General features: G+C 70.7%; 21 protein-coding genes. 3 read left to right on the forward strand and 18 right to left on the reverse strand.

The genetic code is table 11. From position 1 onward, the window contains the following. Positions 1 to 40: 40 nt before the first annotated feature. Positions 41 to 604, reverse strand: a complete 564-nt coding sequence (locus tag ACFYWS_RS36435) for a GNAT family N-acetyltransferase (RefSeq protein ID WP_389283634.1) — start codon at positions 602 to 604, stop codon at positions 41 to 43. A gap of 237 nt (positions 605 to 841) precedes the next feature. On the opposite strand from ACFYWS_RS36435, the gene ACFYWS_RS36440 reads away from it, so the two are divergent. Next, on the forward strand, positions 842 to 1,351 hold the full coding sequence (locus tag ACFYWS_RS36440) for a hypothetical protein (RefSeq protein ID WP_389283636.1): 510 nt from the start codon (positions 842 to 844) through the stop codon (positions 1,349 to 1,351). Positions 1,352 to 1,392: 41 nt separating this feature from the next. Here the strand turns inward: ACFYWS_RS36440 and ACFYWS_RS36445 are convergent, their stop codons facing one another. The 9 genes from ACFYWS_RS36445 to ACFYWS_RS36485 form a co-directional block, all read right to left on the reverse strand. Continuing rightward, positions 1,393 to 2,103 (reverse strand): DUF1684 domain-containing protein, encoded by a 711-nt coding sequence (locus ACFYWS_RS36445; RefSeq protein WP_389283638.1) that lies wholly within the window; start codon positions 2,101 to 2,103, stop codon positions 1,393 to 1,395. Between the two features lie 64 nt (positions 2,104 to 2,167). After that, positions 2,168 to 3,016 carry a GNAT family N-acetyltransferase gene (locus tag ACFYWS_RS36450; RefSeq protein ID WP_389283640.1) on the reverse strand — a complete coding sequence of 283 codons (849 nt, stop codon included), beginning with the start codon at positions 3,014 to 3,016 and terminating at the stop codon, positions 2,168 to 2,170. Positions 3,017 to 3,239: 223 nt separating this feature from the next. Next, entirely contained in the window at positions 3,240 to 4,397 is a 1,158-nt protein-coding gene (gene ispG / locus ACFYWS_RS36455) for a flavodoxin-dependent (E)-4-hydroxy-3-methylbut-2-enyl-diphosphate synthase (RefSeq protein ID WP_389283642.1), read from the reverse strand. 184 nt (positions 4,398 to 4,581) lie between these two features. Continuing rightward, complete coding sequence (locus tag ACFYWS_RS36460) at positions 4,582 to 5,883, reverse strand: M50 family metallopeptidase (RefSeq protein ID WP_389283643.1); 1,302 nt, start codon at positions 5,881 to 5,883, stop codon at positions 4,582 to 4,584. Then, complete coding sequence (dxr, locus tag ACFYWS_RS36465) at positions 5,880 to 7,148, reverse strand: 1-deoxy-D-xylulose-5-phosphate reductoisomerase (RefSeq protein ID WP_389283645.1); 1,269 nt, start codon at positions 7,146 to 7,148, stop codon at positions 5,880 to 5,882. Before dxr ends, ACFYWS_RS36460 begins: the two co-directional genes overlap by 4 nt. 62 nt (positions 7,149 to 7,210) lie before the next feature. Continuing rightward, complete coding sequence (locus tag ACFYWS_RS36470; RefSeq protein ID WP_389283646.1) at positions 7,211 to 9,163, reverse strand: acyl-CoA dehydrogenase family protein; 1,953 nt, start codon at positions 9,161 to 9,163, stop codon at positions 7,211 to 7,213. 206 nt (positions 9,164 to 9,369) lie between these two features. Then, a complete protein-coding gene (locus ACFYWS_RS36475) occupies positions 9,370 to 10,812 on the reverse strand; it encodes an aldehyde dehydrogenase family protein (protein WP_389283648.1) in 1,443 nt (480 codons plus the stop codon). A gap of 251 nt (positions 10,813 to 11,063) precedes the next feature. Next, positions 11,064 to 12,710 carry a PucR family transcriptional regulator gene (locus tag ACFYWS_RS36480; RefSeq protein WP_389283650.1) on the reverse strand — a complete coding sequence of 549 codons (1,647 nt, stop codon included), beginning with the start codon at positions 12,708 to 12,710 and terminating at the stop codon, positions 11,064 to 11,066. Between the two features lie 175 nt (positions 12,711 to 12,885). Beyond that, positions 12,886 to 15,243: an ATP/GTP-binding protein gene (locus ACFYWS_RS36485; RefSeq protein WP_389283652.1), complete on the reverse strand. Its 2,358-nt coding sequence runs from the start codon at positions 15,241 to 15,243 to the stop codon at positions 12,886 to 12,888. Between the two features lie 280 nt (positions 15,244 to 15,523). Between ACFYWS_RS36485 and gabT the strand changes: the two genes are divergently transcribed. Then, positions 15,524 to 16,858, forward strand: coding sequence for a 4-aminobutyrate--2-oxoglutarate transaminase (gabT, locus tag ACFYWS_RS36490; protein WP_389283654.1), 1,335 nt, complete (start codon positions 15,524 to 15,526; stop codon positions 16,856 to 16,858). A 485-nt stretch (positions 16,859 to 17,343) separates the two neighbouring features. Next, a complete protein-coding gene (locus ACFYWS_RS36495; protein ID WP_389283655.1) occupies positions 17,344 to 17,859 on the forward strand; it encodes a phosphatase PAP2 family protein in 516 nt (171 codons plus the stop codon). Here ACFYWS_RS36495 and ACFYWS_RS36500 read toward each other — a convergent pair. The 8 genes from ACFYWS_RS36500 to ACFYWS_RS36535 all read right to left on the reverse strand — a co-directional run bounded on the left by ACFYWS_RS36500 (position 17,832) and on the right by ACFYWS_RS36535 (position 26,279). Continuing rightward, positions 17,832 to 18,290: a hypothetical protein gene (locus ACFYWS_RS36500; RefSeq protein ID WP_389283656.1), complete on the reverse strand. Its 459-nt coding sequence runs from the start codon at positions 18,288 to 18,290 to the stop codon at positions 17,832 to 17,834. The genes ACFYWS_RS36495 and ACFYWS_RS36500 overlap by 28 nt on opposite strands. Positions 18,291 to 18,392: 102 nt before the next feature. Next, complete coding sequence (locus ACFYWS_RS36505) at positions 18,393 to 19,811, reverse strand: NAD(P)/FAD-dependent oxidoreductase (RefSeq protein WP_389283657.1); 1,419 nt, start codon at positions 19,809 to 19,811, stop codon at positions 18,393 to 18,395. A gap of 30 nt (positions 19,812 to 19,841) precedes the next feature. After that, complete coding sequence (locus ACFYWS_RS36510) at positions 19,842 to 20,642, reverse strand: ABC transporter permease (RefSeq protein WP_389283659.1); 801 nt, start codon at positions 20,640 to 20,642, stop codon at positions 19,842 to 19,844. Then, the gene (locus tag ACFYWS_RS36515; protein WP_389283660.1) at positions 20,642 to 21,574 is read right to left on the reverse strand and encodes an ABC transporter permease; all 933 of its coding nucleotides are present in this window, start codon (positions 21,572 to 21,574) and stop codon (positions 20,642 to 20,644) included. Before ACFYWS_RS36515 ends, ACFYWS_RS36510 begins: the two co-directional genes overlap by 1 nt. Continuing rightward, positions 21,571 to 22,743 (reverse strand): ABC transporter ATP-binding protein, encoded by a 1,173-nt coding sequence (locus ACFYWS_RS36520; RefSeq protein WP_389283662.1) that lies wholly within the window; start codon positions 22,741 to 22,743, stop codon positions 21,571 to 21,573. Before ACFYWS_RS36520 ends, ACFYWS_RS36515 begins: the two co-directional genes overlap by 4 nt. A gap of 59 nt (positions 22,744 to 22,802) precedes the next feature. Beyond that, positions 22,803 to 24,056, reverse strand: coding sequence for a spermidine/putrescine ABC transporter substrate-binding protein (locus ACFYWS_RS36525; RefSeq protein ID WP_389283664.1), 1,254 nt, complete (start codon positions 24,054 to 24,056; stop codon positions 22,803 to 22,805). 59 nt (positions 24,057 to 24,115) lie between these two features. Beyond that, positions 24,116 to 25,666, reverse strand: a complete 1,551-nt coding sequence (locus tag ACFYWS_RS36530; RefSeq protein ID WP_389283665.1) for a gamma-aminobutyraldehyde dehydrogenase — start codon at positions 25,664 to 25,666, stop codon at positions 24,116 to 24,118. 313 nt (positions 25,667 to 25,979) lie between these two features. Then, positions 25,980 to 26,279, reverse strand: a complete 300-nt coding sequence (locus ACFYWS_RS36535; protein ID WP_389283666.1) for a hypothetical protein — start codon at positions 26,277 to 26,279, stop codon at positions 25,980 to 25,982. Positions 26,280 to 26,366: the final 87 nt, after the last annotated feature.

Raw genomic sequence — 26,366 nt, forward strand, 5'->3', positions numbered from 1 at the left:
TCAGGAGGTTAGCCGGGCCGCGGGCAAGGCCGGAAATCGGTTACGGATTACGCCTCAGCGGCAGCGGCGCACCCATCACCGCGTACGGCCTCGGGGCGCTCGGGAACAGCACCTGGCGGGCCAGGTCCTCGTAGCCGAGCGAGTGGTAGAGGCCGCGGGCCGGGCTGTCGAAGTCGATCGCGGAGAGGATCGAGCCGGGCTGCGTGGCGCCGTCGGTGATCGCCGTGATGAGCGTGCGGCCGATGCCGCGGTTCTGGTAGCCGGGGTGCACGTGCAGCTCCGTGATCACGAAGGAGTCGTCGAGCCAGTGGTCCTCTTCGCGGGCCCGCAGATACGGCTCGACGACGGTGGACCACCAGTGCGTGCGGTCGTTCGGCATCCCGTAGACGAACCCGACGAGACGGCCGGTGTCGGTCGTGGCGCCGAGGGCGCGGGCACCGGGGTACGTGATGTGCCGCAGCACGATCTGCCGGCGGACCGCGATCTCGTCGTCGCTGAGCCCGAACGCGTATGCCTGCACGGCGAGCGCCTCGTCGACACGGCTGCGCAGGTCCAGGGGGCCGATGGTGACGGCGCGGTCGTCCGTGCGGTTCCGGTGCGGCATGCGGGGAGGGTACCCCGGTGGGCCGGTGCGCAGTACGGTCAGCCGCGGTTGCGGCCTCGGGGCTCCGCCCCGGACCCCGCTGGCTCTCGTCCGACGGCGGGGCTTGAGTTGTCCAGCCTCGCCGGCGCTTGAGGCACGGGGCCCGGGGCGGGCGGCGTCTGCTGCGCACCGCTGTGTGACCGCTTCGGGCGGTGGGCCCGCCCCGACCTGCCCGCGGGCGTGGGCGACGCGGCGCTGATGGCCGCCGCCCTGGCCGGCGGGGTGCTGGGCATCGACCACGACGCCGACCACCTCGCCGCCTGGCGGCTGCACAGCCGCGGTAATCCGGTGAGCCGCCCGCACCGGATCGACGTCGACTGCCGCGGGGCGACCTCCCGGCGCGACGCGCGGATCCGGCACGCCTGCACCACCCTGATCCGTACCGCGAAGGAGTCCGGGGCCACCGCCCTGGTCATCGAGGACCTCGGCTTCGACACCGGCCGCGAGACCCGCGGCAGGAGGTTCCGGAGGCACTGGCAGAAACCCACCAGCAGCAGGACACATGAGATGTCCGGTCGCCAGGCTGCGGCCATCGTGATCGGCAGGCGCGGCCAGGGCTTGGGCGCACGGCGCAGGGGCAGACCCCGGGCCGCCGCAAGGCGACCGGGGCGGCGTGTGCGACGACGCACGCCGGGGCCGGTACGGAAGACGATCGCCCACCCGCGCGGACCGGTCCGGCCCCAGCCCGCCCAACTCATCAGTGACTAGGAACGGGGACTTACGTGAAGGGGGGCGGGGGGGGGGATCGATCAGTGAGCGGAGTCGGCGGCGCCGTCGCGGAAGACCGGGAGCTTCTCGCCTGCCTCTACGGGCAGGTGGAGACGGTTCTGCCGCGGCGGCATCGGACAGTTGTACTGATCGGAGAAGCCGCACGGGGGCACGAAGGCCCGGTTGAAGTCGAGGCGCACACGGCCCTCGCCGGTGTGCTCCACGAAGAGGAAGCGGCCCGCGCCGTAGGTGCTGTCGCCGTTGGTGGGGTCACCGAAGACGAGCAGGAGGGTGCCGTCGTCGTCGAACGCGGAGAGCGTGTAGTCGGTGCCGTCGACGGTCAGGGCGATGTCGCCGGGGACGACCTTCTCGCGGGTGCCGCCGTTGTCCCGCAGGTGCTCGAAGGCGACGGTGCGGGCGCCCTCCACGGGCGTGTACGTGGCGTCGAGGACCCAGGCCGGGTCGTACGCGAAGGCGTCGACGTCCTCGAAGCCCTGGATCGCCGGGGAGTTCGCGTCCCAGAACCGCAGGCCGTGCTCGGGGGCGCCGGTGACCATGTCGGTGCGCTCCAGGGCCGTCACGGTGACGGTGCCGGGCTGCCCCGCGCGGGCGGCGTCGAGATCGGGACTCTCGCCGGGCGGCAGCCAGCGGGTCTCGACGAGGGCGAGGTTGCCCGTGGGGGCGGTGAGGGAGCGGTGCCGGTCGGCACGCCATTCCTGCCAGGCGGCCATGCCGGAACCGGGAGCAGACATCGTGAGGCACCTACAGTCAGTGAGGGGGCTGCCTAGGGCAGTTTGAGGACAGGGCCGACAGCGCTCAGAACAGCACGCTCATGAACGCCCCGACCTCTTCGAACCCCACGCGCCGGTACGCGGCGCGGGCCGGGGTGTTGAAGTCGTTGACGTAGAGGCTGACCACGGGGGCGACGTCGGCGAGGGCGTAGCGCAGGACCGCCGCCATGCCGGGGGCGGCGAGGCCGAGGCCGCGGTACTCGGGGGCCACCCACACGCCCTGGATCTGGCAGACCTGATCGGTCGCGGCGCCGATCTCCGCCTTGAAGGCGACCTTGCCGTGCTCGTCGAGGCGGGCGAACGAGCGGCCCGAGCCGACCAGTTCGGCCACCCGCGCCTGGTACAGCAGGCCGCCGTCACCGGCCATCGGGGAGACGCCGACCTCCTCGGTGAACATCGCCACGCACGCCGGCATGATCGTGTCCATCTCGTCCTTGCGGACGCGGCGGATGTACGGGTCGGGGGTGATGTCCGTGGGCATCCGGTCCGTCACCATCAGCGGCTGCTGGGGGCGGATCTCGCGGGCCGGACCCCAGCCCGGTTCGAGGAGCTGCCACAGGAGGGCGGTGGCCTCCGCCGGGCCGACGATGGAGGAGCAGCGGCGTCCTGCCCGCCGGGCGCGGTCGGCGAAGCCGCGGATGGCGCGGTCGGTCGCGCAGATCGGGACGAGGTTGGCGCCCGCGTAGCACAGGGACTCCAGCATCCCGTCCTCGTACCAGCCCCACATCTCGCCGCCGAGCCGCCACGGGTCGAGGCCCGCGGCCCGGACGCGGGCCGTGACGAAGGCGTTCGCGACGGGCTCGCGGTCGAGGACGGCGAGCGCGGCGTCGAGGTCACTCGGTTCGAGCACCCGAGTGGTGGTCTGAGTCAACACGTGCGGAGGGGCCTCACCAGATGGGCTACTGATCTCCGCACTGTACCTGCCGCTCCGCGGGTGTGGCGGGTCGGAGTTTCGGCCCCCTTCAGGGGGCGCCTCCCGCGTGGGGGGTGTGCCATGTGCCGTTACGTCGGCGGCTGCCGGTCCCGCTGTGGTTTGCGCCCACGCGAAAGGCCCGCCCACCCGGGACGGGCGAGGCGGGCCGGAGGCGTGGTCGGGGTCAGCCGGCCACCGACACGGACGGCTCGCCGGAGGCGATTCCGTCCTTCTCCATCTGCTCGGCGATCTTCATCGCCTCGTCGATCAGCGTCTCCACGATCTTCGACTCGGGCACCGTCTTGATGACCTCGCCCTTGACGAAGATCTGGCCCTTGCCGTTGCCGGAGGCGACGCCGAGGTCGGCCTCGCGCGCCTCGCCCGGCCCGTTCACGACGCAGCCCATGACGGCCACGCGCAGCGGGACCTCCATGCCGTCGAGGCCGGCGGTGACCTCCTCGGCGAGCTTGTAGACGTCGACCTGGGCGCGGCCGCAGGACGGGCAGGAGACGATCTCCAGGCGGCGCGGCTTGAGACCGAGGGACTCCAGGATCTGGTTGCCGACCTTGATCTCCTCGACGGGAGGAGCACTCAAGGACACCCGGATCGTGTCGCCGATGCCCTCGGAGAGCAGCGCACCGAAGGCGACCGCCGACTTGATCGTGCCCTGGAACGCCGGGCCCGCCTCGGTCACGCCGAGGTGCAGCGGGTAGTCGCACTGCGCGGCGAGCTGCCGGTACGCGTTGACCATGACCACCGGGTCGTTGTGCTTCACGGAGATCTTGATGTCGCGGAAGCCGTGCTCCTCGAAGAGGGACGCCTCCCAGAGGGCCGACTCGGCGAGCGCCTCGGGGGTCGCCTTGCCGTACTTCTTCAGGAGACGGGCGTCCAGCGACCCGGCATTGACTCCGATGCGGATCGGGGTGCCGTGGTCGTTCGCCGCCTGGGCGATCTCCTTGATCTTGTCGTCGAACTGCTTGATGTTGCCGGGGTTCACGCGGACCGCGGCGCAGCCGGCCTCGATGGCCGCGAAGACGTACTTCGGCTGGAAGTGGATGTCCGCGATCACGGGGATCTGCGACTTGCGCGCGATGGTCGAGAGCGCGTCCGCGTCGTCCTGCGTGGGGCAGGCCACACGCACGATCTCGCAGCCGGAGGCGGTCAGCTCGGCGATCTGCTGGAGCGTGGCGCCGATGTCGGACGTGCGCGTCGTGGTCATGGACTGCACCGAAACGGGCGCGTCTCCGCCGACCGCCACGGTGCCGACCTGAATCCGGCGGCTCTTGCGCCGTTCGGCCAGCTTGGTCGGTACCGACGGAAGGCCGAGAGAAATCGCAGTCATCTGCTGTGCAACCCCAAGGATGTGGATCGAGTCCAGAGGCTTCCGAGATTACGGCACCGGCGCGTGCCCGAGCACATCGCGCCCCCGCAAACCCTCATAAAGAGGGACTGCCCGGCACTCAGGGTGCCGGGCAGTCCCGAACAGCGGGCGACCGGCGCGTGTCCGGCCCGAGTCCTGCGTCTGATCAGGAGATTCTCACCGGGTTCACCACGTCCGCGATCAGTACGAGGATCGTGAAACAGACGAAGACTCCGGCCACCACGTACGCCACCGGCATGAGCTTCGCCACGTCGAACGGGCCCGGGTCCGGGCGGCGGAACACCTTCGCCAGGTTCCTGCGCAGCGCCTCCCACAGGGCGCCCGCGATGTGCCCGCCGTCGAGCGGCAGCAGCGGGAGCATGTTGAAGAGGAAGAGTGACAGGTTGAAGCCCGCGACCAGCATCAGCGCCATCGCCAGCTGCTGCGTCGGCGGGATGTCCAGGGTGAAGATCTCGCCGCCGACCCGGGCCGCGCCGACCACGCCCATCGGCGAGTCCTGCTCGCGCGGGCCGTCGCCGAACGCCGCGTCCCACAGGGCGGGGACCTTCGCGGGCAGCGCGACGATGGAGTCCACCGCGTCGCCGACCCGGTCGGACATCCAGGTCACGGAGGACCCGAAGTCCTGCCGTACGACACCGGTGGCGGCGGTGAAGCCGAGGAAGCCCGCGTTGACGTAGCCCTCGGTGATCTGGCCGCTGGCGTCCTTCTTCGGCACCTGGTTCGTGGCGATCTTCGCGTTCAGCGTCTTCTGCTGTCCGTCGCGCTCGACGACGACCGGGACCGTGTTGCCCGCGTTCTCGCGGATCTCGTCGGACAGGGCGTTCCACTCGTGCGTCTCGACCCCGTTGAAGGAGACGATCTTGTCCTTCGGCTGGAGTCCTGCCGCCTTCGCCGGGGACTGCGGGTCGGATGCCTTGCAGCTGTCGCGGTTGGCGCTGGCCTGGATGACGCAGGGCGAGACGGACGAGACGACGTTCGTCTGCTGGGTGACGCCGAAGCCCATCAGGACCGTGAGGAACAGGCCGATCGCGAGGATCAGGTTCATGAAGGGGCCCGCGAACATGACGATGACGCGCTTCCACGGCTTGCGCGTGTAGAAGAGCCGGGTCTCGTCGCCGGGCTTCAGCTCCTCGAAGGCCGCGGCGCGCGCGTCCTCCACCATGGAGCGGAACGGCGAGGTCGACCGGGACTCGATCCGGCCGTCGGCTCCGGGCGGGAACATGCCGATCATGCGGATGTAGCCGCCGAGCGGGATCGCCTTGACGCCGTACTCGGTCTCGCCCTTCTTCCGCGAGAAGACGGTCGGCCCGAAGCCGACCATGTACTGGGGCACGCGGATGCCGAAGAGCTTCGCCGTCGACAGGTGGCCCAGCTCGTGCCAGGCGATGGAGAAGAGCAGGCCCACCGCGAAGATGACTACGCCGAGGATCATCATCAAGGTCGTCATGCACGGGCCTCCGCGGCTGCCTTGTCCGTTGCGGTCAGTTCACGGGCCCGGGCGCGTGCCCAGGTCTCCGCTTCGAGGACGTCCGCGACGGTGAGAGAAGTTCCCGATCCGGGTGTGCCGTGCTCGTACACGACCTTCGTCACCGTTTCCATGATGCCGTTGTACGGCAGGGCGCCCTTCAAGAACGCGTCCACGCACTCCTCGTTGGCGGCATTGAACACCGCCGGGGCCGTGCCCGCGAGCTCCCCCACATGCCGGGCGAGCCCCACGGCGGGGAACGCCTCGTTGTCGAGGGGGAAGAACTCCCAGCTGGAGGCCTTCGTCCAGTCGAAGGCGGGCGCGGCGTCGGGGATCCGCTCGGGCCAGCCGATGCCGAGCGCGATGGGGCCGCGCATGTCGGGCGGGGTGGCCTGGGCGAGCGTCGAGCCGTCGATGAACTCGACCATGGAGTGCACGTAGGACTGCGGGTGCACGACGACTTCGATGCGGTCGAAGGGGATGTCGTAGAGGAGGTGTGCCTCGATGACTTCGAGTCCCTTGTTGACCAGGGTCGAGGAGTTGATGGTGATGACCGGGCCCATCGCCCAGGTGGGGTGCGCGAGGGCGTCCTCGACGGTGACGTTGGCCAGGTCCGCCTTCGTACGTCCGCGGAACGGGCCGCCGGACGCCGTCACGACCAGTTTCCGTACGTCGGCGCGGGTGCCGCCGGCGAGGGCCTGGAAGAGCGCGGCGTGCTCGGAGTCGACCGGGATGATCTGGCCGGGCTTGGCGATCGCCTTCACCAGCGGGCCGCCGACGATCAGCGACTCCTTGTTGGCGAGGGCGAGGGTGCGGCCCGCCTGGAGCGCGGCGAGCGTGGGGGCCAGGCCGATGGAGCCGGTGATGCCGTTGAGGACGGTGTGGCAGTCGCCACGGCCCGCGATCTCGGTGGCGGCGTCGGGCCCGGCGAGGATCTCGGGGAGCTTCTCCCCCGCCCCGTACCGCGCGGCGAGCGCCTCGCGCAGCGCGGGCAGGGCGTCCTCGCGGGCCACGGCGACGGTGCGTACGCGCAGCCGGTGCGCCTGCTCGGCGAGCAGTTCGACGCGGCCGCCGGCGGCGCTGAGCGCGGTGACGCGGAACCGGTCGGGATTGCGCAGGACGAGGTCGACGGCCTGCGTGCCGATGGAGCCCGTGGAGCCCAGGACGACGACGTCCCTGGGGGCGTCGGCGGGGGCCGGGTCGAAGACGAGGTGCGGGTCCGCGAGGGGGGATGGGCTGTCGCTCATCCCCCCATTCTTGCGTGAACTCCCTGTGCGTCCGACACGGGATGGCACAAGCGTGACCGGGATCAGCGGATCGGGCGGTGCACGTTCTCCCGTTTGCTCGGTCCCGGTGTCGCGTCCGCGATCCAGGGGCCGTCGCCGCTGGGGTCGACGACGCCCTGCTCCAGCCAGGTGTACGTACCTCCGATGACGCCCTTGACGACCTTGTGGTCGACGTCGTCGGTGTTGGTCCACAGTCGGTCGAAGAGTTCGTCGACGCGGATCCTGGACTGGCGGCAGAAGGCGTCGGCGAGCTGGTAGGCCTCGCGGCCGTGCGGCTCGGTGGTGCGCAGGAGTTCGGCGCGTACGCAGGCCGCGCTCATGGCGAAGAGTTCGGCGCCGATGTCGACGATGCGGCCGAGGAAGCCCTGCTTGGTCTCCATGCGGCCCTGCCAGCGGGACATGGCGTAGAAGGTGGAGCGGGCGAGTTTGCGGGCGGAGCGTTCTACGTAGCGCAGGTGCGTGGAGAGGTCCGGGTGGCCCTTCGGGGCGAACTCGGCGTAGGTGCGCGGGAGTTGGCCGGGGCCTGCCACCAGCTTCGGCAGCCACTTCGCGTAGAAGCCGCCTGCCTTGGCGCCCGCCTTCGCCTTGTCGGAGAGGGACTTGTCGGGGTCGATGAGGTCGCCGGCGACGGACAGGTGGGCGTCGACGGCCTCGCGTGCGATCAGTAGGTGCATGATCTCGGTCGAGCCCTCGAAGATGCGGTTGATGCGCAGATCGCGCAGGACCTGTTCGGCGGGGACGGCGCGTTCGCCGCGGGCCGCGAGGGATTCGGCCGTCTCGAAGCCGCGGCCGCCGCGGATCTGGACGAGTTCGTCGGCCATCAGGCAGGACATCTCGGAGCCGTAGAGCTTGGCGAGGGCGGCCTCGATGCGGATGTCGTTGCGGTCCTCGTCCGCCATCTGGGAGGAGAGGTCCAGTACCGCTTCCAGCGCGAACGTCGTCGCCGCGATGAAGGAGATCTTCGAGCCGACGGCCTCGTGGAACGCGACCGGCCTGCCCCACTGTTCGCGTTCCGCCGACCACTCGCGGGCGATCTTGAGGCACCACTTGCCCGCGCCGACGCACATGGCGGGGAGGGAGAGTCGCCCGGTGTTGAGGGTGGTGAGGGCGATCTTCAGGCCCGCACCTTCCGGGCCGATCCTGTTCGCCGCGGGGACGCGGACCTGGTGGAAGCGGGTGACGCCGTTCTCGAGGCCGCGCAGGCCCATGAAGGCGTTGCGGTTCTCGACGGTGATGCCTTCGGCGGCCGCTTCGACGACGAACGCGGTGATGCCGCCCTTGTGACCGTCGGACTTCGGTACGCGGGCCATCACCACCAGCAGGTCGGCGACGACTCCGTTCGTCGTCCACAGCTTCACGCCGTCGAGGACGTACGTACCGTCCCCTTCGGGGACGGCGGTGGTGGCGAGCCGGGCCGGGTCGGAGCCGACGTCGGGCTCGGTGAGCAGGAAGGCCGAGATGTCGGTGCGGGCGCAGCGCGGCAGGAACGTGTCCTTCTGCTCCTGTGTGCCGAACTGCTTCAGGGGCTGGGGTACGCCGATGGACTGGTGCGCGGAGAGCAGTGCGCCGATGGCGGGCGAGGCCGAACCGACGAGGGCGAGCGACTTGTTGTAGTAGACCTGCGTGAGTCCGAGGCCGCCGTACTTGGTGTCGATCTTCATGCCGAGCGCGCCGAGCTCCTTGAGCCCGTTGATCGTCTCGTCGGGGATCTTCGACTCGCGCTCGATGCGGGCGGAGTCGATCTTCGTTTCGCAGAAGTCGTGCAGTTTGGCCAGGAACTCCTCGCCGCGCTGCGCGTCCTCGTCGGCGGGCAGCGGGTGCGGGTGGATGAGGTCGAGCCTGAACCGGCCGAGGAACAGTTCCTTGGCGAAGCTGGGCTTGCGCCAGTCCTGTTCACGGGCGGCCTCGGCGACCTGGCGTGCCTCCTTTTCGGAGACCTTCGCCTGGTGCCGGGGTGTGGGGGATGTTGCGGACATGAGGTTCACCTCGCCGCGCGTCGGGTCCACCGCCCGGCTCGTTACCGACCGGTGCTACTGGATCGTATGTACCCGATAACGGGCATGTCGGCCAGTCCCCGCGCACCCGAACGCCGACGGCCGGAGCCCCCGCACAGTGGGCTCCGGCCGTCGTGACCGCGCCGGGGTCTTCACGTACGTACTTTCACGTACGCACCAAGGGCGTCCTACAGGGCGAGGCCCGTCAGGACGAGGACGCGCTCGTACGTGTAGTCGTCCATGGCGAACTTGACGCCCTCGCGGCCGACGCCGGACTGCTTGGCACCGCCGTACGGCATCTGGTCGGCGCGGTAGGACGGGGCGTCGCCGATGACCACGCCGCCGACCTCAAGGGCGCGGTGGGCGCGGAACGCGGTCTGGAGGTCGTGCGTGAACACGCCCGCCTGGAGGCCGTACTTGGAGTCGTTGACGGCGGCGAAGGCCTCGGCCTCGCCGTCCACCTTCTTGACCGTGAGGACCGGGCCGAAGACCTCCTCGCAGGAGATCGTGACGTCGGCCGGGACCTCGGCGAGGACGGTCGGCGCGTAGGTGGCGCCGTCGCGCTTGCCGCCCGCGAGGAGCTTGGCGCCCGCGGTCACGGCCTCGTCGACCCAGGATTCGACGCGCTTCGCGGCGTCCTCGCTGACCAGCGGGCCGACGTCGGTGGCGGCGTCCGACGGGTCGCCGGTGACCTGCGCCTCGACGGCCGCGACGATCTTCGGCAGCAGCCGGTCGTAGACGGTGGCGTCGGCGATGACGCGCTGCACCGAGATGCAGGACTGGCCGCCCTGGTAGTTGGAGAAGGTGGCGATGCGGCTCGCCGCCCAGTCCAGGTCCGCCTCGGAGGCGTAGTCGGCGAGGACGACGGCCGCGCCGTTGCCGCCGAGCTCCAGGGTGCAGTGCTTGCGCGGCACGCTGTCCATGATCGCGTAGCCGACCGGGCCGGAGCCGGTGAAGGAGATGACCGGGAGGCGCTCGTCCTGGACCAGGGCGGGCATGCGGTCGTTGGGGACCGTGAGGACCGACCAGGAGCCGGCCGGGAGGTCGGTCTCCGCGAGCAGCTCGCCGAGGATCAGCGAGGAGATCGGGGTGGCCGGGGCCGGCTTGAGGATGATGGGCGCGCCCACCGCGATGGCCGGGGCGACCTTGTGGGCGCTCAGGTTCAGCGGGAAGTTGAACGGGGCGATGCCGAGGACGACGCCCTTGGGGACGCGGCGGGTGATCGCCATGCGGCCCGTGCCGCCCGCGTCGGTGTCGAGGCGCTGGGCCTCACCGCTGTTCCAGCGGCGGGCCTCCTCGGCGGAGAAGCGGAACACGGAGACGGCGCGGCCGACCTCGCCGCGGGCCCACTTGATGGGCTTGCCGTTCTCCGCGGAGATCAGCTGGGCGATCTCCTCGGTGCGCTCGATCAGGCGGTCGGCCACGTGGTTCAGGGCCTTGGCCCGTACGTGGGCGGGGGTCGCGGCGAACTCGTCGACGACGGCGTGGGCGGCGGCGACGGCCTCCTCCACCTGGGCCTCGGTCGGCTCGGCGACGGTGCCGACGAGGCGGCCGTCGTAGGAGTTGTGGACGTCGAACGTCGTGTTGCCGGTGGCCTGGCGGCCGGCGAGCCAGAAGGCGTGGGTGGTCATGGGTGCGTGTACCGGCCTCTCCGTGGTGGGTGGGGTGCGTGTGACCACGGTAGGGCGGGGGTGCGAGGTCGCGGTTTGGCCAGGTTGTACTAGTCCGGCGTGGCAGCTTGCCGAATTGGAGCGCCGCACCGGCGTTACGGCCTCGGGGCTCCGCCCCGGACCCCGCGCCTCAATCGCCGGCGGGGCTTGATTGCCCCGCAGGGGCTTGAGCAGCGGGGTCCGGGGCAGAGCCCCGGGAGCGCAACGCCCGGCTACGTCCCCGTCGCCTTCAGCGCCAGCCACAGCTCCATCCGGACGTCCGGGTCGTCCAGGGAGCGGCCCAGGATTTCCTCCACCCGGCGCATCCGGTAACGGAGTGTGTGCCGGTGGACGCCCAGGTCCGCCGCCGCCGCGTCCCACTGGCCGTGCCGGGAGAGCCACGCCCGCAGCGAGGCCACCAGGTCACCCCGCCCCGTCGCGTCATGATCGCGCAGCGCCCGCAGGAGGCCGTCCGCGAACGCCCTGACCGCGTCGTCGCCCAACAACGGCAGCACCGAGCCCGCCGCCACGTCCTCGTGCTCGACGAGGATCCGGCCGCGTCTGCGGGCGACGGAGAGCGCCTGTTCGGCCTGCTTGTACGCGGACACGGCCGCGATCGGCCCGGCAGGCGCCGAGAAACCGACGACCAGTTCGTCCTCGGAGGAGCCCTCCCCGCGCGTCGACTCCAGCGCCTCCGCGTACTGGAGGCAGGCCTCCGCCGCCGCCCCGCCGTCGACGGCGAGCAGCACGAGGCGCTCGCCGTCGGGGACGACGAGCAGCGCCTCGCCCGAGCGCGCCGCGGCGGACTCCACGACGTCGGCGAGGACCGGGAGCGGGCCCGCGCCCTGTTCGCCGGAACCGGTCACCGCCTCGGCCAGCAGCGCCGCCGTCCCGTTCGAGGGCTTCCGGGTCGACAGTGCCGTGCCGTTCTTCGGCGGAGCCACGGAGTCCGCGATCACCATCCGGAACGGCGCGTCGAGCAGCGCCCCGTACAGGTCGCCCGCGACGGCCCGCGCGTGGTCGGGCTCCCCCGCGAGCAGCATCCGCAGGACGGCCGAGCCGATCCGCTGCTCGGCCTCGTACAGCGCCCGGGAGCGTTCGGTGGTGAGGGTCAGCAGGGCGATCGCGGAGTGCAGGGCGTAGCGCTCGGCCGTGCCGAGGGTCGCGGCCGTGCCCACCGCGAGCGCCGCGCGGGGCCGCCGTCCCGTGCCGATGGAGTGCAGTTCGACCCGGTCGTCGGAGCCGCTCTCCACCACCGCGCTGGCCGGCGCGGGCCGGTCCCGCAGCCGCTCGACGTCGCCGGTGAGGCGGGCGGCGCGGCGGCCCGCCCAGTCCGGGGCGGTGGCGACGACGGCGCCGGACGCGTCGTACAGCGCGGCCCACCCGTCGATCTGGGCGGCGAGCACGGCGAGCACCCCTTCTGGTCCGCTGCCGAGCGCCTGCTTGGTGAGTTCGCGCTGGGCGGCGAACCCGGAGGTGACGGCCTTGTACTGCTCGGCGGCGATCGCGGCGGAGACGGCCTTGCTGATGGCGATGAACGGCGTGCGGGGCGGCACCGCGAGCAGGGGCAGTCCCTCGTCCTTGGCCGCCTTCACCAGGGCCTCGGGGACGTCGTCGTAGTTGACGCCGACGGCGAAGCCGAGGCCGACGACTCCGGCCTCGGAGAGCCGCTTCACGTAGCGGCGCATGGCGTCGGAGTCCTCGGCGTCCAGCTTGAGCGCGGTGATCAGGAGGAGCTCGCCGCCCTCCAAGTACGGGACGGGATCGGCGAGTTCACTCACGTGCGCCCAGCGGACCGGGGTGTCCAGGTGCTGCTCGCCCGCGCGCACGCCGAGCTTGAGCGCCGAGTGGTGGACGAGCGAGGCGAGCGTGGGCGGCATGGGCCAGGCCTTCGGGTGAGCGGGGTGTACACGGGGGCTGGGCGTACACGTGGATCTTGTGAAGCTTTTGGCCGGTGCGTATGAACGACCAGTGTTGATTCTGCCTCACCGTACGTACCGCTGGGGCCCCACCCCCTGAAAGCTCAGTCAACCTTCAGGCGCTTTCACGCGGTTTTCAGCCGCGCAGGTCCACGAGCAGCGGCGGAGCGTGTTCCCCGCGCACGGTGGTGAGCGAAAGCACCGCGTGCCCCGGCGGCACCGCGTGCGCCAGGTCGGAGGCAGACCAGCGTTCGCGCTCCACCTTGCGGACGGTGACGGCGTCCGTGGTGACGGCCTTCCCGGTCACCATCTGGCGCGCTTTGTGCAGTGCGCGGGTCAGCGGCTGCTGCGCGAACACCGCGTGCTGCGCGACCTCCTCGGTCTCCACCCACTCCGTGCCCCAGGCCTCCGCGAAGCGCCTGCCGTCCCACGTCGTGACCCCGGAGAACGCCATACGGCAGCCGACGGCCGCGTAGAGCGGGCCCTGCAGGGGCTCGGCGACCTCGCCGATGGTGCGCAGGCCGAGCACCACTCCGGCGTGGGCCGAGCGCAGCCGCTGGATGCCGCGGACCGTCTCGGCGGTGACGGTGCGTGCCGCGTCGTCGAGGACCAGGCAGGCGAAGTGGGACCGCTGTCCCTGTGCTCGTACGACGGAGGTGAACTGGGCGAGCAGCAGCCGGGCGAGCAGCCGGGACGCCTCTTCGTGGCCCTGTTCGGGCAGGTCGACACGGACCCGCAGCGGGTGGTGCGCGAGGGCCCGTACGGAGAACGGGCGGCTGGCGGCCGGGTCGAAGAAGCCGGAGAAGATCGGGCGGTCAAGGAGGGCGAGGCGGTCGGCGAGCATCGGGCCCGGGTCGTTCGCGGCGGCGAACTGGCGCTGCCGGGCGTCGAGTTCGCGGCGCATCGCGGAGTCCGCCATCAGCCGCCCCTTGAGGTCGGCGAACGCCTCCGGCTCTCCCTCCAGGAGTTCGCGCAGCACCGGCACCGCGGGGAACGTCCCGTGCGCCTCGCGGTAGGGGCCGAGGAGCTGGGCGAGCGCGGTGGCGGCGCGCCGGGTGTCCACCGTGTCCAGGTCGCCGACCAGGCCCTCGGCGAGGAAGCCCGCGGCCTCGTCCGCGTCGGTGGCGGCCGCGTACAGGTCGAGGTCGTGCACCGACGCCCGGTCGCCCGGCCTGACCACGACGTCGTACGCGTCGTCGGGGCCGAGCGGGGTGCCCTGCGCGCAGACCGCGAGCACGGCGCACTGCCCGGTGAGCGCCTGGAGCGCCAGGGACTCGACCACGGGGCGTACGACTCCCGCCGTCTTTCCCGCGCCCGGCGGGCCGACGGCGAGGAGCGAGGTGCCCAGCAGGCTCGGGTCGAGGGCCACGCCGGCGCCCCGCAGCGCGTACGGATTGCGCTCGTCGCGCGCGTAGGAGCCGATCCGCACCTGTCCGACGAGCAGGTCGTGCGCCGCCGCGCGGGCCGGCAGATCGCGCTGCCCCGAGGGGTGCGCCCAGGCGCCCGCGCCCTGCTTGAGCACGGTCTTGGCGAAGGCGGCGGGGTCGGCGGTGTGCCGCCAGGCGTGGGTGACGCGGGCGCAGTCGACGTCGTTCATACGCCCACCGGCCACCTCGGCGGTGAGCACGTCGGCGGCTTGGCCCTGGCCGGCCTCGCGCAGTTGCGCCCAGCCCGCGCGCGCGGGCGGTGCGGCGGGACGGGGCGGCGCCTCCTTCTTGCGGCGCGCGGACCAGACGTCGAGCCAGCCGCCGATCCGGGCGAACGGCCACAGGATCGCCGCCGTGATCAGCGCGTACAGGAGGTAGGCGAGGACCGGGACCTTGAAGAAGCCGTAGCCGCCGGTGACGAGGACGACGAGGGAGAGGACCGGGTCGGCGATCGGCAGCGGCCGCCAGGAGAGGCCGAGCGCGTCCGGCCATACGAAGACCAGCACGCCCACGGCGGCGACCGAGGCCACGACGGCGCGGGCGGGCTGGGGCCTGCGGACGACGAAGTGCCGGATGCCCTCCCCCCAGGCCCCGAAACGCCCCACCAAGAAGACGAGCAGAGCGAAGGCCACGCCTTCGTAGACGACGAGTGCGTCGTACGCCTTCGAGTCGCGGGGCGAGGTCGTGCCCGGCCACCACCAGCTGTCCGGCGTGAAGATCTTGAGCGGGGCCCACTGGTACGGCAGCGTGCCGCGCCGCCACAGGCTCCACAGCAGGACGCCGACCAGGAACGACAGCGCCATCCACACCAGCAGCCTGCGGCCGAGCGCCGACGTGTCCCGTTCCGGAGGCCTCGGCACGAATCCGTACCGCCACACCCCCGGCTGCGCCTTGGGGCGACGCGCGGCGAGCCACTCGGCCACCGAACCGCGGGACGCGCTCGGCGCCTGCCGGGGCATCGGCGGGGCGACGGGGCGGGGCGGCCGCGCGGGACGCGGCACGGGCGCGGCGGCCCGCCGATCGCCTCCTGCCCCGTGCGTCTCCCGCATCCCGCTGTCGCTGTCCATGGCGTAGCCCCCTGACCTGCCGGTCCGTTCGTGCCGTGTGCGTCGATCGCGCCTCAATCTAATGCCCGTACCTGGGGAGTTCACCGCGTACGCGCCCCATGTCCGCCCATGGGGCGGCACCGGCACCGACACGTACACCTGTCCAAGACGGACAACACGCGCCACCGACCCCGCCCTGATGGAGCATGACCGCCCCGCTCCCCCGCCCCTAACCTGCGAGAAACCCCCCGAAAGCAGCCCCGGCGAAACCGGGACCGGATTCCAGAACCAGGAGCCACGCATGAGCGACATCCCGCAGGAGCGCCGCGTCGTCACCGCCATCCCCGGCCCGAAGTCGCAGGAGCTGCAGGCTCGCCGCACCGCGGTCGTCGCCGCGGGCGTGGGCTCCACGCTGCCGGTGTTCACCGCCAAGGTGGACCGCGGCATCATCGAGGACGTCGACGGCAACCGCCTCATCGACTTCGGCTCCGGCATCGCCGTGACCTCCGTCGGCGCCTCCGCCGAGGCCGTGGTCCGCCGCGCCTCCGCCCAGCTGCAGGACTTCACCCACACCTGCTTCATGGTCACGCCGTACGAGAGCTACGTAGCGGTCGCCGAGGCGCTCGCCGAGCTGACGCCTGGCGACCACGCCAAGAAGTCGGCCCTGTTCAACTCGGGCGCCGAGGCCGTCGAGAACGCCGTCAAGATCGCCCGCGCCTACACCAAGCGCCAGGCGGTCGTCGTCTTCGACCACGGCTACCACGGCCGTACGAACCTGACGATGGCGCTCACGTCGAAGAACATGCCGTACAAGAACGGCTTCGGCCCGTTCGCGCCCGAGGTCTACCGCGTGCCGGTGGCCTACGGCTACCGCTGGCCGACCGGCCAGGAGAACGCGGGCGCCGAGGCCTCCGCCCAGGCGATCGACCAGATCACCAAGCAGATCGGCGCGGACAACGTCGCCGCGATCATCATCGAGCCGGTGCTCGGCGAGGGCGGCTTCATCGAGCCGGCCAAGGGCTTCCTCCCGGCGATCCGCCAGTTCGCCGCCGACAACGGCATCGTCTTCGTCGCGGACGAGATCCAGTCCGGCTTCTGCCGCACCGGCCAGTGGTTCGCGTGCGAGGACGAGGGCATCGTCCCGGACCTGATCACGACCGCCAAGGGCATCGCGGGCGGCCTCCCGCTCGCCGCGGTGACCGGCAAGGCCGAGATCATGGACGCCGCGCACGCGGGCGGCCTCGGCGGCACCTACGGCGGCAACCCGGTGGCCTGCGCCGGTGCGCTCGGCGCCATCGAGACGATGAAGGAGCTCGACCTCAACGCCAAGGCGAAGGAGATCGAGACGACGATGAAGTCGCGCCTGTCGGCGATGCAGGAGAAGTTCCCGGCCATCGGCGACATCCGCGGCCGCGGCGGCATGATCGCCGTCGAGCTCGTCAAGGACCCGGCGACGAAGGAGCCGAACCCGGAGGCCGCCGCCGCGCTCGCCAAGGCCTGCCACGCCGAGGGCCTGCTCGTCCTCACCTGTGGCACGTACGGCAACGTGCTGCGTTTCCTGCCGCCGCTCGTCATCGGCCAGGAGCTCCTGAACGAGGGCCTGGACATCATCGAGAACGCGTTCGCCGCGCTCTGAACAGCACACCCAGCACACCCGGGACACCGCTCCGGTAACAGGAGCCACACCGCCCGATCGTGACGACGCGGACCGCGACGATTCCGTGACCTGCGACGACGGTCGGGCCGTGTGAAGAAGGTGTGCGAGGCCGATGGGATGTTGCCCAACCGGCTGTCGCACCCTCAGCCCCTGCCGTACGGTTTCTGCAGATGAGAGAAACACCCCGCTCGCAGGTGACTGCGAGCGGTACCGGGTCGAGGCCTCCCCAGCTTCGCCCTGGTCGTGCCCTCGCGCACACACCCGGAGCTTCCGGCTCCGGAACTCCTCACCGGTCGGACGGTCGCCCGCCCCAAACCCCCCGGGGCGCGCGATACGCCGGCCAGTTCGGCCGGTTCGGAACTACCCCCCCTGTTCCGAACCGGCCGACCATCTTTCTCATCCTCTTCGCAGCGCTTCTCTTCGCCGCCCTCACCTGGCAGGTCGCCTCCGACGGCCCCCTCCTCGTGTACGACGAGCGCCTCGGCGACGCGATCCGGACCAGCGCGATCCCCTCCGGACCCGCCGAGTTCTTCGCCGACCTCGGCAACATGGCGGTCGCACTCCCCGTCCTCGCCGGCACCCTCGCGTACGTCACCTGGCGCATCCGGTCGCGGGTCGCCGTGATCGTCGCGGCCGTGACGATGGCCCTGGTCCCCACGCTGGTGGCCCCGCTCCAGGCCCTCATCGACCGCCCCGGGCCGCCGCCCATGGCACCGGACACGGGTTTCTACCCGTCGGGCCACGCGGCGACGGCGGCGGTCGCGTACGGGCTGTGCGTGCTGCTGCTCCGCGCCGTCCACGGCCGACGTGAACCGGCCTACGTCTGCGTCCTGTTGAACGCGGCCGTAGGCCTGGGACTCGTACGGCAGGGGTATCACTGGCCGGCCGATGTGCTCGGCAGCTGGTGTCTGGCGGTCGTGCTGCTGTGCGCGGCCGCCCGCCTGTGTCGCTCCTACTCCCCCGTATCTCTGGCCAGCTGAGCCGCCGCCTCGTGCATCGCGAGTTCCAGGAGGGCCGGGTCCGTGAGGGTGCCCGATCCGTCCGGGCGTACCAGCCAGCGCACTCCGCCCGCGAGGCGGCCGGGGTACGGCACCACGATCCAGGTGCCGCGCCCCGCCGCGCGCACCCCCGTGCCGAGCCACCGGGAGGCCGTGCCCGCGGGGACGAAGAAGCCCATGCGGGCGGCGCCGAAGTCCGCCAGCACGGGGCCCGGCCGGTCGATCACCCGGCGCAGCACGTCGAGCGTCGGGTAGCCCAGCTCGCCCGGCAGGATCAGCACGTCCCACCGCTCGCCCGCGGGCAGCAGCGCCACGCCGTGCGGATTGCGTTCCCACTCCCAGCGGCAGGCGTCCGGATCCGGTGCCACGGACACCAGCCACTCGACCGCGGCCTTGTCCCCCGAGCCAGTCATGACGGGGCCCTCCTCGTTCACTTCGACGCTGGTGGTCACGAACGAGAGGGGGAAGTCGCCCGGGCATTACGCGACTTCGGTTACCTGAGGTAGGAAGTTTTTCTAACTGTCGAAGCCGAGGCCCACCGTGTCCATCGCCTTGAGCCACAGATTGCGGCGGCCGCCGTTCTCGTCGGCGCGTGCGAGGGACCACTTGGTGAGCGCGATGCCCGTGGACGCGAACGGCTCCGGCGGGAACGGGAGCGGCTTCTTGCGCACCATTTCCAGCTCCGTACGGTCCGTGCGCTCGCCCGAGAGGAGGTCCAGCATCACGTCCGCGCCGAAGCGCGTCGCGCCCACGCCGAGGCCCGTGTACCCGGCGGCGTACGCCACCCGCCCCGCGTGCGCCGTGCCGAAGAACGCCGAGAAGCGGGTGCAGGTGTCGATCGCGCCGCCCCACGCGTGCGTGAAGCGCAGGCCCTCCAGCTGCGGGAAGCACGTGAAGAAGTGCTCGGCGAGCTTCGCGTACGTCTCCGGGCGGTGGTCGTGCTCGGCCCGCACCCGGCCGCCGTACGGGTAGATCGCGTCGTAGCCGCCCCACAGGATCCGGTTGTCGGCGGAGAGCCGGAAGTAGTGGAACTGGTTCGCCGAGTCGCCGAGGCCCTGGCGGTTCTTCCAGCCGACCGCCGCCAGCTGGTCCGGCCCCAGCGGCTCCGTCATCAGCGCGTAGTCGTACACCGGGACGGTGTACGCGCGCGTGCGCTTGACCAGGGACGGGAAGACGTTCGTGGCGAGCGCGACGTGCCGGGCGCGGACCCGGCCGTACGGGGTGCGGACCGCGACCCCCGCGCCGTTCGAGGCAAGCTCCGTGGCCGGCGTGTTCTCGTGGACGCGAACGCCCAGGTCGAGGCAGGCCCGCTTGAGGCCCCACGCCAGCTTCGCCGGGTGCAGCATGGCGACGCCGTGGCGGTCGTACATCGAGCCGAGGAAGGTGGGCGACGCCACCTGTTCGCGGGTCTGGTCCGCGTCGAGGAGCTCGATGCCGTCGGCGAGACCGGACTCGGTCAACTCCGCGTGGAACTCGCGCAGTTCGGCGACCTGGTGGGGCTGCGTCGCCACGTCCAGCTCGCCGGTGCGCTCGAAGTCGCAGTCGATGGAGTAGCGGGCGACCGCCGCCTCGATGGCGTCGAGGTTGGCGGCGCCGAGCTCCTCCAGCTTCTTGATCTCGTTCGGCCAGCGGGCGAGCCCGTTGGCCGTGCCGTGCGTGAGGGAGGCGGCGCAGAATCCCCCGTTGCGCCCGGAGGCGGCCCAGCCGATCTCGCGGCCCTCGACGAGGACGACGTCACGTCCCGGGTCGCGCTCCTTGGCGAGCAGCGCGGTCCACAGTCCGCTGTAGCCGCCGCCGACGACCAGGAGGTCGCAGTGCTCGTCGCCGGTCAGGGCCGGGCGGGCCTCGGGCCTGCCGGGGTCGTCGAGCCAGTAGGCGACCGGCTTGGCGTCGGCGAGTGAATTCGTCCAGCGATTCATGGCGCGTGCGGCCATGATTCCAACTCCCTCAGAAATTCGAGTAACTCAGGCAACCTTGTTCTTGCGCTTGCCGATGGTCATTCCGGCCAGCACAAACAGTACGGCGACCAGGAACATGGCCGTACCGATGACATTGATCTGAACGGGCGTTCCGCGCTGCGCCGAGCCCCAGACGAACATGGGGAAGGTGACGGTCGAGCCCGCGTTGAAATTGGTGATGATGAAATCGTCGAAGGACAGCGCGAAGGCGAGCAGCGCGCCCGCGGCGATACCCGGCGCGGCGATCGGCAGGGTGACGCGGAGGAAGGTCTGCACGGGGCCCGCGTACAGGTCCTGCGCGGCCTGCTCAAGGCGCGGGTCCATGGACATCACGCGCGCCTTGACCGCCGTCACCACGAAGCTGAGGCAGAACATGATGTGGGCGATGAGGATCGTCCAGAAGCCCAGCTGGGCGCCCATGTTGAGGAAGAGCGTGAGCAGCGAGGCCGCCATCACGACCTCCGGCATCGCCATCGGCAGGAAGATCAGCGAGTTGATGGCGCCGCGCGCCCTGAACCGGTAGCGGACGAGCGCGAAGGCGATCATCGTGCCGAGGGCCGTCGCGCCGATCGTGGCCCAAAAGGCGATCTGGAGGCTCAGCGAGAGCGATCCGCACATGTCGGCGACGCCGCACGGGTTCTTCCAGGCGTCCGTCGAGAATTCCTGCCACTCGTAATTGAAGCGGCCCTTCGGTTTGTTGAAGGAGAAGACCGTCACGACGATGTTCGGGAGCAGCAGATAGCCGAGCGTGATCAGGCCCGCTATCACCACGAGATTCTTTCGCAGCCAGCGTGTCAGCAACAGCATCAGACGAGGTCCTCCGTCCCGGAACGACGGATGTAGAAGGTGACCATGAAGAGAATGGCCGCCATGAGGATGAAGGAGAGCGCCGCCGCCGTCGGATAGTCGAGAACGCGCAGGAACTGCGTCTGGATGACGTTTCCGACCATGCGGGTGTCGGTGGAGCCGAGCAGGTCGGCGTTGACGTAGTCGCCGGTCGCGGGGATGAACGTCAGCAGCGTTCCGGACACGACGCCCGGCATCGACAGCGGGAACGTCACCTTGCGGAAGGTGGTGAACGGGTGCGCGTACAGATCGCCCGCCGCCTCGTGCAGCCGGCCGTCGATCCGTTCCAGCGAGGTGTAGAGCGGCAGGATCATGAACGGCAGGAAGTTGTACGTGAGTCCGCACACCACCGCGAGCGGTGTGGCGAGGATCCGGCTGCCGTCGGTCATGCCGATCCAGCTCGTGACGTCGAGGACGTGCAGCGAGTTGAGCGCGCCCACGACGGGGCCGCCGTCCGCGAGGATCGTCTTCCACGCGAGCGTACGGATCAGGAAGCTGGTGAAGAACGGGGCGATCACCAGGATCATGATGAAGTTGCGCCAGCGGCCCGCGCGGAACGCGATGAGGTACGCGAGCGGGTAGCCGAGCAGCAGGCACAGGATCGTGGCGAGCCCCGCGTACAGGACGGAGCGCAGGAACTGCGGCCAGTACTCGGACAGCGCGTCCCAGTACGTCGCGAAGTGCCAGGTGACCTTGAAGCCGTCCTCAAGTGACCCTTGCTGTACGGATGTTGAGGCCTGGTAGACCATCGGCAGGGCGAAGAAGACGACCAGCCAGAGGATGCCGGGCAGCAGCAGCCAGTACGGGACGAGGCGGCCGCGCTTGCGGGTCTTGCGCGGCGCTTCTGTTGTCGTGGGCGCCGGCGGGGGCGCGTCGGAGAGTGTCGTGCTCATGCGGCGGCGTCCTCCGAGACCTTGGCCGCGCCCGCCTCGATGTCCTGCGCGGCGTCGAGTCCGAAGGTGTGGGCCGGGTTCCAGTGCAGGACGACCTCGGCGCCGGGCGCGAGGCGGCTGTCGCGCTCAATGTTCTGCGCGTAGACCTCGAAGGAGTCGCACAGCGGGCTGTCGATGACGTACTGGGTGGAGACTCCGATGAAACTGGAGTCGGCGATCTTCCCGGTGATGCGGTTGCGGCCGCCGGGTATCTCGCCCGCGTCGTCGGCGTGCGTGAGCGAGATCTTCTCGGGGCGCACGCCGAGGAGCAGCTTGTCACCGGTCTCGGTGGTGCGCGCGGAGTTGCGGGAGGTGGGCAGGACGAGCTTGCCGCCGCCCGCCTTGAGGGTGAGGTCGTCGCCGGAGCGGCCCGCGATCTCGGCCTCGATGAAGTTCGAGGTGCCGAGGAAGTTCGCGACGAACGTCGAGCCGGGGTTCTCGTACAGGTCGGTGGGGGCGCCGAGTTGTTCGACGGAGCCCCGGTTCATCACGGCCACGGTGTCGGCCATCGTCATGGCCTCCTCCTGGTCGTGCGTGACGTGCACGAACGTGATGCCGACCTCGGTCTGGATGCGCTTGAGCTCCAGCTGCATCTGGCGGCGCAGCTTGAGGTCGAGGGCGCCGAGCGGCTCGTCGAGCAGCAGCACCTTGGGGTGGTTGATGAGCGCGCGGGCGACGGCGACGCGCTGCTGCTGGCCGCCGGAGAGCTGCTGCGGCTTCTTGCGGATGTGCTCGCCGAGCTGCACCAGGTCGAGCATCTCCTCGACCTGCTTCTTCACGGACTTGATGCCGCGCCGGCGCAGGCCGAAGGCGACGTTCTCGTAGATGTCGAGGTGCGGGAAGAGCGCGTACGACTGGAAGACGGTGTTCACCGGGCGCTTGTACGGGGGCAGGGACGTCACGTCCTGGTCGCCGAGGTGCACGGTTCCCGTGGTCGGGTCCTCAAGGCCCGCGATCATGCGCAGCGTCGTGGTCTTCCCGCAGCCGGAGGCGCCGAGCAGCGCGAAGAACGAGCCCTGGGGCACGGTGAGGTCGAGCGGCTGGACGGCGGTGAAGCCGTTGTCGTACGTCTTGCTGATCCCGGAGAGACGGACGTCGCCGCCGGTCTCCGACGTCGTAAGGGTCGTCATGGTGAGTCCAAGGAGTCGGTGAGGGCTGAGGCGGTGCGAAGGTGCCGGACGGTGCTGGTTCAGCCGCCGGTGAGCTGGGCGAACTTCTGCTCGAACGCCGTGTCTTCCTTTGCCGTCAGGGAGCGGAACCCGTGCGCCTTCGCCGACATCTCCTTGTCGGGGACGATCAGCGGGTCGTTCGCGACGTCCTTGTCGATCTTGGCGAGTTCCGGCTTGACGAGGCCGGTCTCCAGCGGCGATACGTAGTTGATCCACGCCGCCAGCTCCGCGCCGACCGCCGGCTCGTAGTAGTAGTCCATGAGCTTCTCGGCGTTCGTCTTGTGGCGCGCCTTGTTGGGGACCAGCATGTTGTCGGTCGACGAGATGTAACCGGCGTCCGGGATGGCGAACTTGACGTCCGGGTTGTCCGCCTGGAGCTGCACGACGTCCCCTGCCCAGGCGAGGCAGGCCGCGAGGTCGCCCTTGCTGAGGTCGGATATGTAGTCGTTGCCGGTGAAGCGGCGCACCTGCTTGCTGTCGACGGCCTTCTGGAGGCGTGCGATCGCCGCGTCGAAGTCGTCGGCCTTGAAGGTGCGCGGGTCCTTGCCCATGTCGATCAGCGTCATGCCGACCGTGTCGCGCATTTCGGAGAGCAGGCCGACCTTGCCCTTGAGCGCCGGGTCGTCGAGCAGCTGCGAGACCGAGGTGATCTCCTTGCCGCCGGTGGCCTTGGTGTTGTACGCGATGACCGTCGCGATGCCCTGCCAGGGGTAGGAGTAGGCGCGGCCCGGGTCCCAGTCCGGGTTGCGGAACTGGGTGGCCAGGTTGGTGTACGCGTGCGGCAGGTTGGCCGGGTCGAGCTTCTGCACCCAGCCGTAGCGGATCAGCCGCGCGGCGAGCCAGTCGGTCAGCACGATGATGTCGCGGCCGGTGTCCTGGCCGGCCGCGAGCTGCGGCTTGATCTTCCCGAAGAACTCGACGTTGTCGTTGATGTCCTCGGTGTACTTGACCTTGATCCCGGTGCGTTTGGTGAACGCCTCCAGCGACGGGCGGTGCTTCTCGTCGTCGCTCATGTCGATGTACTCGGTCCAGTTGGAGAAGTTGATGGACTTCTCCTTGGCCGAGTGGTCCTCGGACGAGATTCCGCCCGAGGACTTGCTCGCCGCGGGAATGCCGCAGCCGCTGAGGGCGCCGAGTCCGCCGACGGCGAGGGCGCCGCCCGCGGAGGCCCGCATCAGGGAGCGGCGGGACATCGCTGCCCTGCCGTTCCTGAAGCTGCGGTGCATGGCGGCCAGTTGGGCCGGGGACTGGCTGTCGGGCTCGTACTGCTCCATGCGCGTGGTTGCCCTTTCGGGAGGGTTGGCGGCCGCCGGTCACAGCGGCCTGAAAACAACTATCGGTCCCCGAAGATCGTGCGGTGCCAGTCCTTGCGCACCACCGCGGTGTTGTCGAACATGACGTGCTTGATCTGCGTGTACTCGTCGAAGGAGTACGCGGACATGTCCTTGCCGAAGCCGGACGCCTTGTAGCCGCCGTGCGGCATCTCGCTGAGGATCGGGATGTGGTCGTTGACCCACACGCAGCCCGCCTTGATCTCGCGCGTGGCACGGTTCGCGCGGAACACATTGGTGGACCAGGCGGAGGCGGCGAGCCCGTAGGGGGTGTCGTTGGCGAGCCGGATGCCCTCGTCGTCGCTGTCGAAGGGCAGCACCACCAGCACAGGGCCGAAGATCTCGGACTGCACGACCTCGCTGTCCTGCGCGGCGTCGGCGATGAGGGTGGGCCTGTAGTAGGCGCCGTCCGCGAGGTCGCCGCCGGGGGCCTCGCCACCGGTCACCACGCGCGCGTAGCCGCGTGCCCGGTCGACGATGGCGGCGACGCGGTCCCGCTGGGCGTGCGAGATGAGCGGCCCGAGGTCGGTGTCGGCGGCGAACGGGTCGCCGAGCCTGACGGTCTCCATCAGGGCGGCCGTCCGCTCCACGAAGGCTTCGTAGAGCGGGCGTTGCACGTACGCGCGCGTGGCGGCGGTGCAGTCCTGGCCGGTGTTGATGAGCGCGCCGGCGACCGCGCCGTGCACGGCGGCGTCGAGGTCGGCGTCGTCGAACACGAGGAACGGCGCCTTGCCGCCGAGCTCCAGGTGGATCCGCTTCACGGTGGCCGTGGCGATCTCGGCGACCCGCTTGCCGACGCCCGTGGAGCCGGTGAAGGAGGTCATGGCGACGTCCGGGTGACCGACGAGGTGCTCACCGGCGTCGCGGCCCGCGCCGCTGATGACGTTGACGACGCCGTCCGGGAGGCCCGCCTCGGTGGCGGCCTGCGCGAAGAGGAGCGAGGTGAACGGGGTCAGCTCGGCGGGCTTGAGGACGATCGTGTTGCCCGCCGCGATCGCCGGAAGAACCTTCCAGGCGGCCATCTGCAGCGGGTAGTTCCACGGCGCGATGGAGCCGACGACACCGATGGGCTCGCGGCGTACGTACGAGGTGTGGTCGGCGCTGTACTCGCCCGCGGACTGCCCCTGAAGATGCCGGGCGGCGCCGGCGAAGAAGGCGGCGTTGTCGACCGATCCGGGCACGTCGAACTCGCGGCTCAGCTTGAGCGGCTTGCCGCACTGAAGCGATTCGAGGCGCGCGAACTCCTCGGCCTTCTCGTCGAGCACGGCCGCGAACCGGTGCATGGCGTCGGACCGCTCGCCGGGGGTGGCCCCCGCCCAGCCGGGGAAGGCGGCGCGGGCGGCGGCGACGGCGGCGTCCACGTCGGCGGTGCCCGCCAGTTCGTACGTGTGGACCGCCTCGCCCGTGGCCGGGTCGACGACGGCGTGGGTGCGGCCGGATGTGCCCTTGACGAGGCGGCCCGCGATGAAGTTCGCGCCGTCCGCGAAGAGTTCCTGTGCCAGTGCGGCCACGTTCTTGGCCGAGGCGGGGTGATCCGAGGTGGGGTGGTGCATGAGTGCTCGCTCTCGCTTCTCCTGCGTCGGCACCGTCCCGGGGGCCGACGTAGCTCCAGCCGTAGCTCCAGCTCGATTTGAGTGCCGATCCTGACAGAGGAGCATCACGCCAACAAGTGATTCCGTTGTTGCCTTTTGGTTACGCGACGGAATCTGTCGACCAGGTGTCGAGTCCGCCTGGAAAACGCAGGACGGATTGTCAGTGGTGCGTGTCAAAGTCGCGTGTATGGAGATCGACAGCAGGGAATCGCTGGTGGCAGCCCTGATGGCGGCAAGAGGGCGGCTCACCCCAAAAGGACGGCGATCCCGACCCCTACCGCCGACAGCAAACCGCCCACCGCGCAGATGAGCCACCCGTCACGATCGCGACCGGCCACAGCACGAAGCCGACGGCGGTGAGGATGCCGAGCACCAGGGCCGCGACGCCCAGGCCGTTGCGGGGCGCGACGACCGGCGCGCCGCAGCCGTACCAGTAGCCCGCGTACGGGAACGGCGTCGACCCGTCGGGACCGACGGGCGGCGGCGGCACGGGCTCGTCCGGCGCCACGTACGGGTTGACGTACCCGTACGCCGAGGGCGCCGGGGGCGTACGCCACGGGTCGTCCTCGCTCATCCGGTCATGGTAGGTACCCCCGCCGGGCCGTGGATCTCCCCGCATACGATGACGAGGACCCCGATCAGCCGATCACCCAAGTTCCTG

The sequence above is a fragment of the Streptomyces sp. NPDC002795 genome (assembly GCF_042888725.1).
In the GTDB taxonomy this organism is placed as follows: domain Bacteria; phylum Actinomycetota; class Actinomycetes; order Streptomycetales; family Streptomycetaceae; genus Streptomyces.